Genomic DNA, 13,247 nt, shown 5'->3' with positions numbered 1-13,247 from the left:
GAAGAAGGAATAAAGCTGTACTGAGTTTTTTTCAAAAATCAAATATGAGTCCTATTTTATTTTTTATTAATTTCGCTATCAATAAAAAACTTTTTAAAATACAGTGATATAAAATATACTAAGAATAAATACAGAGAACGACCAAGTAATTCTCTGGAAGTACTCATTTTTTCATATTAAGGAGTGCATTATGGAATATCTTGCTTATTCTCAGATGTTTATTGCTCAAGAAGAGGCATCTGGAAACACTAAGTATCATCTTCCTCAACCTCAATTCAATTGGAAAAAACTGCTTAAATCTTCGGCTTGGTTAACTTTTGCTGGTGTCGGTGTATTATTTGCTGTTGTAACTCAAATTCAAGTAAGTTCGGCTGCCTATGTAAAGACTAACGGCAGTTGTTTACGTGTCCGTACCGGCCCAAGCAGCAACTACTCGTATGTGGACTGTGTACCAAATGGTGCAACACTTCCAGCAATTGAACGATATGAAAATGGTTTTGCCAGACTTTCTACAGGTAGATACGTTTTTGCGCGATGGATTGGTAATAGACCTAACAATCCTCCTGTGACTAGACCTGGCGGTGTTGGCGGTTCGGTGATTCTTACTCCTGGTTCAAAAGGTCAGCTCGTCAGAGACGTGCAAACAGCTTTAGGTAATCTTAGAATTGATGGAATTTACGGTCAAGAAACTGTTAGCCGAGTCCGAAGCTTTCAGCAAAGCAAAGGTCTACTTGTAGATGGTGTTGTAGGCCCCGAAACTCGATCGGCTCTGGGTATTTAACCAGAAGCTACCCTTGGAATATCTCGTGGTTCGGTAAATATTGTCAAACTAGTTTTCAGGGTTTGTAGTAAGCACTTTAGTGCTTAGAAAATAAGGACTAAAGTCCTTACTACGAACTTGCTTACCCATGAATGTAATTTTGGACAATCTGCAAAATGCGCTCTGCTGCATGACCATCCCCAAAGGGATTGATTGCGTTTGCCATCGCTTCATAAGCATCTGAGTCACTGAGTAATTCAGCAGCGGCTGCAACAATGTTCTCAGTCGTAGTGCCAACAAGTTTGGCTGTACCGGCTACCACAGCCTCTGGTCTTTCGGTAGTGTCTCTCAAAACTAGTACTGGTTTTCCCAAGCTGGGAGCTTCTTCTTGCAAGCCTCCAGAGTCAGTGAGTAAAAGATGCGATCGCCCAATTGCTCCTACCAATTCCCCATAATCTAGAGGATCTGTCAAGAAAATTCGAGGATGATTCCCTAAAAGTTCCTGCAACGGGACTCGCACTGTCGGATTTCGGTGTAATGGTAAGAGCAAAGCTGTATCAGGAAACTTGTCTAAAATTTGTAAAAAGCTTTGAGCGATCGCTAACAGAGGTTCTCCCCAATTCTCTCGACGATGAACTGTTGCTAATAAAACCCGATGTGATTCCCAGTTTAAGCCTGGGACATCGCAAACTACTTGGGTTGCAGCGACATTTAACAATGCATCAATTACAGTGTTACCTGTCATGTGAATTTCACCCAAAACACCAGAACGGTGCAAATTTTCCACAGCCCAAGGAGTCGGCGCAAAGTGCAACTGAGTAATTTGAGAAATCAATCGGCGATTAGCTTCTTCTGGGTAAGGATTGAAGATATCATCAGTTCTTAACCCTGCTTCTACATGACCAATAGGAATTTTTTGATAAAAAGCTGCCAAAGCTGCGGCAAAAGCAGTGGTAGTATCTCCTTGCACGATTACTAAATCTGGTTTTTCCGCCTTAAATAATGCTTCTAATCCTTGTAAACTACGGCAGGTAATATCATTTAGAGATTGCTGAACCTGCATAATTTCCAAGTTATAATCCGACTTGATATTAAACAGTTGCATAACCTGCTCAACCATCTCCCGATGTTGTCCAGTTAAAATTACTTGCAACTGAAATTCTGAAGACTTCTGGAAAACCTGAATCACTGGAGCGAGTTTAATTGCTTCCGGGCGAGTACCTAAGATAATGCAAACGCGTTTTTGATTAGTCATTAGTTATCTGTAATTTACCATCTATAGTCAATGGTCTATAGTCAATGCTCTATGGTCAATAGTCGGCGGTCAATCCTCACATAAACCATAAATATTAATGGATAAATCACACAAGATATAAAAAAATCGGCTTAACTTGACAAATGCATTATTTGTTTAATTAAGCTGTAATAACTATTTAAAAGTTCACATTATAAAAACCATGAAAAAACCCGGCTTAACCGGGCAGACGCACTGTTTGTCTAATTAACCTGTAATAACTATTTAATTTCACAAGTTAGAGGGCAAGCAGCGTAAACAGTAGCCTGCATTTGGTCTGCCTCTCCATGCAGCCAGCTTAACCATTTAATTTCACTAGGATGAACTCCCTTAACGGTTAGCACACCCGCAGCCAATACAACTGCCATGACATTAAACATTATTAGAGCGCCTGCTACAAGCAAAACCGCACTAACAGGCATCACAGATTGCAAGATAATCGACAACAGACATCCGACCGTAGCCATTAAGACAACTAGTGGAAAACCCACAACCAACAAACATACTGCTAATGTAAAAGTCCATATTAAAAAGCTTTTAATCATCAACAAGGAGTAGGTCTTTCCTTGATTAGAGCTTTGAGCAGAAACCATGACTTTTCCTCCCAAAATACACAACAGATTTTAATTTCAGTAATATCTCACTTTTTTGCGAGTAAACTGAATTGTCTCAGTGAAATTCAGTATATAAAAACTAATTGGGAAAATGAGCATTTATTTACTAAAGTTTACAGTTAATTTTTTGTAATTATGGATATAAAGTCAATTTTATATCTATGAGAAAAAGTTGTTTACTGCATCTACCTTCAGGTATAGAACCTAAAAGGTATGAGCTTTAAACCTCGATCCCCAAGCGATCGCTCCGATTCAACTTAACATTTCTTATAAAAACTAGTAGTCTTTCTCATAATTCCTAGACGGGCTGAATAAATGAACTGCTAGTATTTGTACTGTTAATTGCTAGCAATTCGTGCCCATGCCTGGGATAAATTTCTCATCTAAGTCATGAGAATATTTACTTTAAAAATAAAAGCATTAAATCTTACTTTCTAACCTATGTGTATTTTCTGAGGTCTTTTAAGTACTTGCGTGTGTTAAACCAGTTTAGATAGGTTAAATAATCTATCTAAATATTCTGAGTATTGAAATCTTAGGAAATAAAAGATACCAATTGAGGTGGATGAAATAGATTGACCGTGGTTCTAGAGTTTCAATCACCTTTTATCACCGCTAAGGCTTGCAGACAAGCATTCTCCAAAAGTCATCAAAGCAAGTGACTTTACTTCTCGTGAATTCAACTTTTTAACTGCCAAATGTGAAGATATATGACAGAATCACAGTCTCCATTAAATTCTAACTCTGCTGCCGGACGTAATTTACCACCAATGCCGCCGCCTCCACCGCCAGCCCCAACCTTTAGTACGCAGCGACAGATGACACAAACACTCGATATGTCAATGGATAGGGGCACTAATGCGCCTGTTGCAGGTCATCGTCCAGCTAGTCCACCGCCAATACCTAGTTCAGTTCGCCCTCAAAACAGCAGTCCAGAACTAACTTTAGAAAAGTTAATCAGAGAAGCTTACGATCAGGGATATTCTGACTTGCACTTGGGTGTGGGTGAACCACCCCGCTTCCGCAGCCGAGGAGAAATTCAATCAGGAGATTATCCAGAAACAGATAAAGAAACTTTTATGAGTTGGTTGCGGGAGGTGATGACTGAGGGAGAAATTCAGCGCTTTGAAGAATCCTTAGAATTTGACGGAGCAACTCAATACGAATTTGCTCGCGTGCGGATTAATGTTTTTGGCTCCCTCAAAGGGCCTGCAATGGTGTTGCGGTTGATTCCGCTAAAAATCTTAACTATGGAACAGTTGAGATTACCTCCGATTTTTCGGGATATTTGCCATCACCATAAAGGTTTAATTTTGGTAACAGGGCCCACTGGTTCTGGTAAGTCCACTACAATGGCAGCGATGATTGACTACATCAATAAGGAGATGGCCAAGCATATCATTACCATTGAAGACCCGATAGAATTTGTCCATCAAAGCCGCAAGTCCTTAGTCAAACAGCGGGAAGTGGGAATGCATACCCGGAAATTTGACAACGCTTTGAAAGCAGCTTTGCGGGAAGACCCAGATTTGATTCTGGTAGGGGAAATGCGGGACAAGGAAACCGTTAACACCGCCCTAAAAGCCGCTCAGACTGGTCACTTAGTCATGGGAACTTTGCACACCAATAGCGCGGTCAAAACCATTGAACGGATTCTCAACCTCTATTCTGGTGATGAGCAAGATGCAATGCGGGTGGCGATTTCTGAGTCTTTAGTGGCAGTAATTGCTCAAGGTTTATGTCGCACAACTGACGGTAAGCGGGCTGCTTTCCACGACGTGCTGATCAATACTGAGGCAATTAAAGAATGGATCAAAGACGGTAAGTATGATGAAATTGGCGAGCTGATGAAACAAGCTGGCTTTGACGGCATGATTACGATGAATCAGTCATTGCTGAATCTCTATCAAGATGGTCGCATTACTGAAGAAACTGCTTTGGAAATGTCACCAACTCCTAACGAAATGGCGCAGTTTCTCCGAGGTCGAGTTTAGGATTGGGAATTGGGCATGGGGCATGGGGCATTGGGCATGGAGAAAAGACTTGTTCAATATTCTCCCTCATCTCCCTCATCCCCACTCCCCACTTTCCACTCCCAAATATCTTTGTTATCCTGGTTGCGGTTATAGCTAAGGTAAAAGGTAAAGAGAGAATTTTTTACTTTTAGCTTCCTAACCTCTGTGAATAACTTGACGACAAATAAACTATCTACACCCCAATTGTTTAAAGGCATTGCCCTATTTACACCTGGAGGAGATTTAATTTACTGCATCGACCCTAGCAAGCAAGGTCGATGGCATTTGCATTTATGCTCGGCTTTGCAAGAAATTCTAGATTTACCAGAGCCACCACACTTTTTAGTGCCTTGTTATACTGCAACTATTGACAATTGGTTAGATCCGCGCACTCAACAAGTGCGAACTTTTGCTGAAGCTTATCCGGCTGTAATTAGACATCAAGCTTTGCTTAATGCTGTTTTTGGCACAGGGGAATTAGTATGGCAAGCAGCTCCTTGGCAAGAGGGATTGTGCGATCGCATGGTGTTAACAACCTATCGTTCGTCATTTAGACAGCTTTGGGAGGATCACGATTTAATTGTCCGTCTAGACCTTTCTGAACCTGTGCCAAAATATCACCAACCAGTAATAGTACAAAAAAAAGAAGCCATTACCCAAGGCTATGTTCTCCGCTTATTTGTTGCCGGACATAGCAGTTCTACTGAACGCATTCTGCAAAATTTACACGAATTGTTAGAGCGATCGCTCAAACACCCTTATACTTTGAAGGTGATTGATGTTTTAAGCCATCCAGAACAAGCAGAACTAAATCAGGTTTCTGCAACTCCTACCCTTGTCAAGGTTTGGCCTCATCCAATTCGGCGCATCGTTGGAGAGTTGGATCGTGTAGAAAAGATTTTACAGATGTTAGCTGTTAAGGAAAACTTTTAAGTAATTTAGACTAGTTTTTTTGATAAGTGCGCGAATGGGTAGGTGTTGGTGAAAGGGTTAGTACAAAAATGGCTAGATTGCTTTATCTGCAAGAATTTGAGAGCTTTAGCATCTTAAAACCATCCGCGCACCTCGTATAAACTGACTTTCAGCTATTTACAGTTAGCACAATTCCCAATCCTTATGTTATGATTTTCGCATTCGCGCTGTTGAACCTTGAAAACAAAATAACACAGGGCTTTCAGACGCCTGCATCGCAATCAACTAAAATCCCTATTAGGGATTGAAACAAAATAATTTGGGGTGATTGGAACAAAGGCGATCGAGCGAATCGCAATCAACTAAAATCCCTATTAGGGATTGAAACTAACCCAGAATTTATTCGTGCAATTACCCCTATAATCGCAATCAACTAAAATCCCTATTAGGGATTGAAACATTAGAAGATAAACCATTAATTATTGCATCTCTTATCGCAATCAACTAAAATCCCTATTAGGGATTGAAACCAGTTGTACTACTTTTAGAGTCTATTAATGATAGATCGCAATCAACTAAAATCCCTATTAGGGATTGAAACAGATTTTTTATGCTTAAGATTCTGCTAACAGAAGCATCGCAATCAACTAAAATCCCTATTAGGGATTGAAACTACTGCATCATGTAGAATCATTACAGTTTGAGGATCGCAATCAACTAAAATCCCTATTAGGGATTGAAACAACCTAATAAACCTCAAATACGCTAAAAGTGAGCATCGCAATCAACTAAAATCCCTATTAGGGATTGAAACTAAACAACAACGATTATCCAACAAAAGCAACAAAAATCGCAATCAACTAAAATCCCTATTAGGGATTGAAACGCATAGGCAATGCAGGCGATCGCGCTGACATTGTGAATCGCAATCAACTAAAATCCCTATTAGGGATTGAAACCCTTCTGAAAGTGCTTTGTAATAAATCGTGCCAATCGCAATCAACTAAAATCCCTATTAGGGATTGAAACTTCTTGTGGAACTTGCTAAATCGTCGCAGTGCAATATCGCAATCAACTAAAATCCCTATTAGGGATTGAAACTTTTATGCTGGCTTTGGAAACGAGAAAAGACTAATCGCAATCAACTAAAATCCCTATTAGGGATTGAAACAAACACTAGGAATCAACGCAGCTAGATTAGGAAAATCGCAATCAACTAAAATCCCTATTAGGGATTGAAACTAAACTTCATGTGACTGTATGGCATTCCTGGGAAAATCGCAATCAACTAAAATCCCTATTAGGGATTGAAACATAGGAGAGTGCATACTGGTTTTTTACCATTAGGTAATATCGCAATCAACTAAAATCCCTATTAGGAATTGAAACCTTTAAGTACACGACTTCGGGCGGTATTTTTTAGACTCAAAGAAAGTCAGCTATATTTAAGTTAATAGAGGAGCATTCGACAAATAATTTGTCGCTCTACATCAAAAAATCGGGATGACTGGATTCGAACCAGCGGCCCCTTCGTCCCGAACGAAGTGCGCTACCAAGCTGCGCCACATCCCGCCATAAAAATGGCATTGTAAATTAAGAATATCATAACCTGCACTAAATAGCAGAATTACATCTATATACGATCGCTTCATCAAAGACTTTGCTTGCTAGGATTAAGTTTGTATAACTCTAGTGGTAAAAGCGGATTGTGACTGTAAAACCAGACTGGTTGCGGGTGAAAGCACCTCAGCGTGAACGCATCGGTAACGTTAAAGAAATTTTGCGGGATTTAGCCCTCAATACAGTTTGCGAGGAAGCGTCCTGTCCGAATATTGGTGAATGCTTCAATGCTGGGACTGCCACGTTTTTGATTATGGGCCCCGCTTGTACACGCGCTTGTCCCTACTGCGATATTGATTTTGAGAAAAAACCCAAACCACTAGACCCCACAGAACCTAAACGACTAGCGGAAGCTGTTCGCCGCCTGAACCTTAATCATGTAGTCATCACTTCTGTCAACCGAGATGACTTGCTTGATGGTGGTGCATCTCAGTTTATGGCGTGTATTGATGCAGTTAACTCTGTTTCACCCAACACCACAATTGAGGTGCTAATTCCTGACTTATGCGGTAATTGGAATGCTCTGGAGTTAATTCTACAGGCTGCACCAGAGGTATTAAACCACAATACTGAAACTGTTCCACGCCTATATCGCCGGGTGCGTCCCCAAGGAAACTACGATCGCACATTAGAATTATTGCAACGCACTCGCCAACTTTCTCCTAGCACATACACTAAATCCGGGATCATGGTTGGACTCGGTGAAACTGACACAGAAATTCGCCAAGTTATGCAAGACTTGCGAACTGTCGATTGCGACATTTTGACCATTGGGCAATATCTCCAACCCAGTCAAAAACACTTGCAAGTAAACGAATTTGTCAATCCAGAACAATTTGCTGATTGGAAGGCATTCGGAGAAAAAATCGGATTTTTACAAGTTGTTTCTTCGCCATTGACAAGAAGCTCTTATCATGCAGAACAAGTCAGGGAGTTGATGGAACGCTACCCACGCTCAAAAGTTAGGAGTTAGGAATTAGGAGTTATGAGTGAGCAGATGTACTCCAACACAAAACTTTCCGTTGCAATTCTGGGTGCGGGTGCTTGGGGTGCATCTCTGGCAAATCTTGCTGCTGCAAATGGTCATCAGGTGCGCGTGTGGTCGCGTCAAGGTTCCCAAACTCTTCAAGCAGTTTTAAAAGATGCTCAAATAATCCTGTCCGCTATCTCAATGATTGGTGTGAGAGGTGTTGCTTCTGAAGTTGAGTCTTTCCCCCTTTCTCCAGAGACAATTTTTGTGACGGCGACGAAAGGCTTAGATCCCCAAACCACCTGTACACCTTCACAAATTTGGCAAACAATATTCCCTAACCATCCAGTGGTTGTTTTATCTGGGCCTAATTTATCAAAAGAAATTCAAATGGAATTACCAGCAGCCACGGTGGTAGCCAGTAACATCCCCACGGCTGCGGAAGTAGTGCAGTTAGTATTTTCTTCTCATCGTTTCCGGGTATATACGAATCCCGATCCCTTGGGGGTAGAACTGGGAGGAACACTGAAAAATGTGATTGCGATCGCAGCTGGTGTATGCGATGGTTTACATCTGGGAACCAATGCCAAAGCTGCTTTAGTTACCCGTGGACTTACAGAAATGGTTCGCATCGGCAACAACTGGGGCGCTAAGACGGAAACATTTTATGGTTTATCGGGTCTAGGAGATTTGTTAGCAACGTGCAACAGTCCCTTAAGTCGCAATTACCAAGTCGGCTATCAGCTAGCTGGCGGTAAGTCACTTACAGAAACTCTCGCCAATTTACAAGGAACTGCTGAAGGAGTAAATACTTGCCGAGTTTTGATGCAACGAGCCAACCAACAAAACATCGCAGTCCCAATTACCGAGCAAGTTTATCGATTACTTCAAGGCGAAATCACACCCCGACAAGCACTTGATGAACTGATGTTGCGAGATATCAAGCCAGAGTACAACTACTAGTTAGTGGTCTGTCAAATCAACTTATAGCTAAATAAGTTAGTAGTAAGGACTTTAGTCCTTATATTAAGCACTGAAGTGCTTACTACATAACAAGCTTTCCTTAGCTTGATGGACTACTAGTTAGTAGTCTGTCAATTTGAAATTGGCACTTTCAGACTGACATACAAAACGACGTAGGTACACAAAGAGGGTGTTTGATAATTTATCCGCATCTTCTATCTCCGTGTCGAGAGAATTTTCGCCGTTAATGCTAATCACTTTCCCGATATCTATTAGTTCTACTTATACCTGAATAATCCTGAGAAAAAATTGCTAAATCGTCAGGATATTACTTTTGCACCCATGTAAATGTGACTATGCCAATTATAAAGATGACATTCACTGAAGGATGTTTATACTGTGTTACAAAAGTTACTATCAAAAAACCATCAAGGTTGAAATATTAACTAAGTAGTTCAAATATTGCAAACCTAGCTGTGGATTTAAATAGCTATTGGTTTAATCAAAAGTTTAGCAGCCGATTAAGTTCAGTAATTCTGTATCCAATAAAACCCTTACAGTTAATTTCTAAAAAAAATTGTAAGGGAACGTTCAACCATGTTAGTTCATCGTTAATCGCGGGAACAATAGCAACAGTTGAATAGCTGACCGTAATCTAAGCTGACCGAAATCTATTGTTACCTGGAGCCATTGAGACGATCTTTATGCCAGCAACATCTTTTTATGCAGACGCCCCCTACAACACCAAAAAGTCTAGCCAGGCTTTGGACTCGGATCTCACGGTTGATGACAGTGAGTTATCGGTAGATGACCTACAGGAGCTAGAACTGGCAACTGTAGACAATGCTAACTTTGCTGCTAGCACCAACCGTCGGAGTACAGACCTAGTACGTCTATATCTTCAAGAAATTGGTCGGGTTCGCTTGTTGGGGCGTGATGAAGAGGTTTCAGAAGCTCAAAAAGTCCAACGCTACTTGCGGATGCGGATAGTACTTGCTAACGCCGCAAAGCAAGGGGATGAAGTGATTACACCCTATCTAAGGTTAGTTGAAGTTCAAGAACGTCTAACCTCGGAACTAGGACATCGCCCGTCTTTGGAAAGATGGGCTGCCACTGCTGACATAATTTTATCCGATCTCAGACCGATTTTGGCAAATGGGAAACGTCGCTGGGCTGAAATCGCTAAGTTGACTGTAGAAGAGTTGGAGCAAGTCCAATCCCAAGGACTCCAAGCAAAAGAACACATGATTAAAGCGAATCTTCGCTTAGTTGTGTCTGTTGCTAAGAAGTATCAAAATCGTGGTTTGGAATTGTTAGATTTAGTCCAAGAAGGTACATTAGGTTTGGAGCGGGCTGTAGAAAAATTTGACCCAACTAAGGGTTATCGCTTCAGTACCTATGCTTACTGGTGGATTCGTCAGGGTATTACACGGGCGATCGCTACTTCTAGTCGCACGATCCGCCTTCCTGTCCATATTACCGAAAAGTTAAACAAAATCAAAAAAGCCCAACGCAAAATAGCTCAAGAAAAAGGTCGCACCCCAACTCTAGAAGATTTAGCAACAGAGTTAGAGATGACACCGACCCAAGTCCGAGAAGTTTTGTTGCGGGTTCCTCGCTCCGTTTCTTTGGAAACCAAAGTAGGAAAAGATAAAGACACTGAGTTAGGCGAATTACTCGAAACTGACAGTGTAACTCCAGAAGAGATGTTAATGCGAGAATCTTTACAAAGAGATTTGCATCATCTTCTATCAGATTTGACTAGTCGGGAGCGCGATGTAATTCTGATGCGGTTTGGTTTGGCAGATGGTCATCCTTATTCTTTGGCAGAAATTGGCCGCGCTCTTGACTTATCGCGCGAACGAGTCCGCCAAATTGAATCTAAGGCTTTGCAAAAGCTACGTCAACCCAAGCGCCGCAACCTCATCCGCGACTATTTGGAGTCTCTGAGTTAGTCATTTGTCATTAGTCATTTGTCATTAGAAAATTACACTTGACAAATGACTAGGGACAAAAGGGTGATTTTATTCCCAGGTCAAAAGCCTTTTATTGGCTTACAGCAAATAATTAGCATTAAACTGTATAAAAGTTGTCCCCAATCTTTGCTCAGATATCTTGAAGGTGGGGAGCAACTAAGAATTCAAATTTAACTTATGCAAAATCCAAAGTCAAGGGATGCAATCGTTACAAGTATCCTAACTATTAGCTGTATGCAAATTAAATGCACTACAGCTAATTACTTGAATTTTGCTCAAGATTTGATGAATTGTTCTTAAATATTTAGTAAGAGTTCTCAATAAGCAATGATTGTTGCAAATTGCTCCCAAGATTTGTTATATTCTCAACTAACAAGCTTTGTTGAGAACTATTAGTATGACTGTCTACACAACTACTTCACTCAAGGCAGAACTGAACGAACGAGGCTGGCGTTTAACTCCCCAGCGCGAAACAATTTTACACATTTTTCAAGAACTTCCGCAAGGAGAACATCTGAGTGCGGAGGATCTTTATCATCGGCTCGAAACTGATGGTGAAGGGATCAGTCTGTCAACTATTTATCGGACTTTGAAGTTGATGGCAAGGATGGGAATTTTACGAGAATTAGAATTGGGTGAGGGACATAAGCATTATGAGATCAACCAGCCCTATCCCCACCATCACCATCACTTAATTTGTGTTCGATGCAACTCAACTATTGAGTTTAAAAATGATTCAATTTTAAAAATTGGGTCAAAAACCGCTCAAAAAGAAGGTTTTCACCTCTTAGATTGTCAAATGACCATCCATGCAGTGTGTCCCAAGTGCCAACGGGCGCTGATGCCGCTTTAGCACTTGGGTGGATAAATAAGACGAAACTACTCAAATTAACCAAATAAATGGAATCTGAGCAGTTCGTAATTTGCTGTTACTGGAGGCAAGCAACCAGTTGGGAACTGATACTAAAGACACCAAAGCGGATGTTAAAAGCGTCCGCTCTTAAGATCCTTAAGACTAATCCCGTAGAATTCTTGGGCTTGTTTAATCGCTTTTTTGGTGTCATCTGCCATCACACCATTGAGCTTGCCTTTATAAAAACCCCGTTCCCGGAGTCGGGTTTGAATTTCTAAGGTATTAAATTCGCTTTTGCTAGTAGTATTAACTGAGCTATATAACTTAGCTCGCGTAGTTGGGCCAGCAACACCACTTGCTGCTAAGAAATTAGCCGCCTGAAATCTCTTTACAGCATCAGCAGTGTAAGGGCCATAGTAGCCATTTGGCTCTCCCTCTAAATATCCTGCTTGGATCAATTGTTCTTGAACAATTCTAACTGGCTCACCGCGATCGCCTACACGAAGTTTGTCTCGATTGACTACCTTTTTGGGAGCCTCTTCTCCATCACCAATGCCAGTTTCTGGCAATTTAGCTAATGTTGCTGGGCCAACAACACCGTCAACGCTTAATTTGTAAGAATCTTGGAACCGCTTGACAGATTCTTCGGTAATTGGGCCAAATATGCCTGTGGCGTTTCCGTAATAAAAGCCTGCGATTCTTAACCGTTCCTGTAAAGCTCTGACATCTTCACCTTCATCCCCCTTAGCAAGGTAGTTAGGATTGCGGCGTTTGCTGGTGGCTGAACTAGTAGTGCTGGACTTTTTCGCTTGTGCGCTTACAGCAGTAGTTCTTTGAGCTTGTGTAGCCCTAGTTGTAGGCTTTTTCGCTTGCCAACTTTCTAATTTTTGCAGAGTGCTTGTTCCAACAATGCCGTCAACTGGTAAACCAGCGGCCTTTTGAAAGCGCCGTACAGCTTCTTGGGTGGGTGCGTCATATACTTGGGTAACAGAAGATTGGTAAAAACCTGCTGTTCGCAATTTTTGTTGTAGATTTCTGACAGAAGGGCCTCGATCGCCTTTTTCTAGTGCCATGACGCTGCTGACAGCGCCAAGAATAGATAAAGACAGAGCAAGGGGCAACATATACTTCCAAGCCCTACCTGAAAGCCTTTTCCAGTCTGGTGCAGCTGCGTCCTTAAACAAGGAACTGAGGGAGACCAATTCACTGGGTGTGCTGTCTTCGTAGGCGAAAGCTAGGTGCAAATACGCAAGATTCTCCATATTTGTTT

10 protein-coding genes, 1 tRNA gene and 1 CRISPR repeat array are annotated in these 13,247 nt (G+C 41.3%); of the genes, 7 read left to right on the top strand and 4 right to left on the bottom strand.

What is annotated here, in order from left to right; all coding sequences use genetic code 11:
- Nucleotides 1–190: 190 nt before the first annotated feature.
- Nucleotides 191–781 carry a peptidoglycan-binding domain-containing protein gene (locus RM049_RS32330; RefSeq protein WP_322674157.1) on the top strand — a complete coding sequence of 197 codons (591 nt, stop codon included), beginning with the start codon at nt 191–193 and terminating at the stop codon, nt 779–781.
- Between the two features lie 121 nt (nt 782–902).
- Here the strand turns inward: RM049_RS32330 and wecB are convergent, their stop codons facing one another.
- Nucleotides 903–2,015, bottom strand: a complete 1,113-nt coding sequence (gene wecB, locus RM049_RS32325) for a non-hydrolyzing UDP-N-acetylglucosamine 2-epimerase (RefSeq protein ID WP_322707091.1) — start codon at nt 2,013–2,015, stop codon at nt 903–905.
- Between the two features lie 260 nt (nt 2,016–2,275).
- Nucleotides 2,276–2,647, bottom strand: coding sequence for a hypothetical protein (locus tag RM049_RS32320; protein WP_322674155.1), 372 nt, complete (start codon nt 2,645–2,647; stop codon nt 2,276–2,278).
- Between the two features lie 731 nt (nt 2,648–3,378).
- On the opposite strand from RM049_RS32320, the gene RM049_RS32315 reads away from it, so the two are divergent.
- Both RM049_RS32315 and RM049_RS32310 read left to right on the top strand, forming a co-directional pair.
- The gene (locus RM049_RS32315) at nt 3,379–4,662 is read left to right on the top strand and encodes a type IV pilus twitching motility protein PilT (RefSeq protein ID WP_322674154.1); all 1,284 of its coding nucleotides are present in this window, start codon (nt 3,379–3,381) and stop codon (nt 4,660–4,662) included.
- A 186-nt stretch (nt 4,663–4,848) separates the two neighbouring features.
- Nucleotides 4,849–5,616 carry a circadian clock KaiB family protein gene (locus tag RM049_RS32310; protein ID WP_322691433.1) on the top strand — a complete coding sequence of 256 codons (768 nt, stop codon included), beginning with the start codon at nt 4,849–4,851 and terminating at the stop codon, nt 5,614–5,616.
- Nucleotides 5,617–5,869: 253 nt separating this feature from the next.
- A CRISPR array of direct repeats spans nt 5,870–6,984; the repeat unit is 37 nt; unit sequence ATCGCAATCAACTAAAATCCCTATTAGGGATTGAAAC.
- A 109-nt stretch (nt 6,985–7,093) separates the two neighbouring features.
- Here the strand turns inward: RM049_RS32310 and RM049_RS32305 are convergent.
- Nucleotides 7,094–7,167: transfer RNA gene (locus RM049_RS32305), tRNA-Pro, on the bottom strand.
- A gap of 136 nt (nt 7,168–7,303) precedes the next feature.
- Here RM049_RS32305 and lipA point away from each other — a divergent pair.
- From lipA to RM049_RS32285, 4 genes are all read left to right on the top strand, one after another.
- Nucleotides 7,304–8,188, top strand: a complete 885-nt coding sequence (lipA, locus tag RM049_RS32300; protein WP_322707090.1) for a lipoyl synthase — start codon at nt 7,304–7,306, stop codon at nt 8,186–8,188.
- A 24-nt stretch (nt 8,189–8,212) separates the two neighbouring features.
- Complete coding sequence (locus tag RM049_RS32295) at nt 8,213–9,148, top strand: NAD(P)H-dependent glycerol-3-phosphate dehydrogenase (protein ID WP_322707092.1); 936 nt, start codon at nt 8,213–8,215, stop codon at nt 9,146–9,148.
- Between the two features lie 704 nt (nt 9,149–9,852).
- On the top strand, nt 9,853–11,103 hold the full coding sequence (gene sigC / locus RM049_RS32290; protein WP_322674151.1) for an RNA polymerase sigma factor SigC: 1,251 nt from the start codon (nt 9,853–9,855) through the stop codon (nt 11,101–11,103).
- Between the two features lie 418 nt (nt 11,104–11,521).
- The gene (locus tag RM049_RS32285; protein ID WP_012407750.1) at nt 11,522–11,977 is read left to right on the top strand and encodes a Fur family transcriptional regulator; all 456 of its coding nucleotides are present in this window, start codon (nt 11,522–11,524) and stop codon (nt 11,975–11,977) included.
- A gap of 131 nt (nt 11,978–12,108) precedes the next feature.
- On the opposite strand, the gene RM049_RS32280 is transcribed toward RM049_RS32285, so the two are convergent.
- Nucleotides 12,109–13,239 carry a peptidoglycan-binding protein gene (locus RM049_RS32280; RefSeq protein ID WP_322707089.1) on the bottom strand — a complete coding sequence of 377 codons (1,131 nt, stop codon included), beginning with the start codon at nt 13,237–13,239 and terminating at the stop codon, nt 12,109–12,111.
- Between the last annotated feature and the right edge of the window lie 8 nt (nt 13,240–13,247).

It is taken from the genome of Nostoc sp. DedQUE04 (assembly GCF_034530995.1).
Lineage (GTDB): Bacteria > Cyanobacteriota > Cyanobacteriia > Cyanobacteriales > Nostocaceae > Nostoc.
The sequence above is the reverse complement of the archived record's forward strand: the minus strand, read 5'-3'. Positions and strand labels throughout refer to the sequence as shown.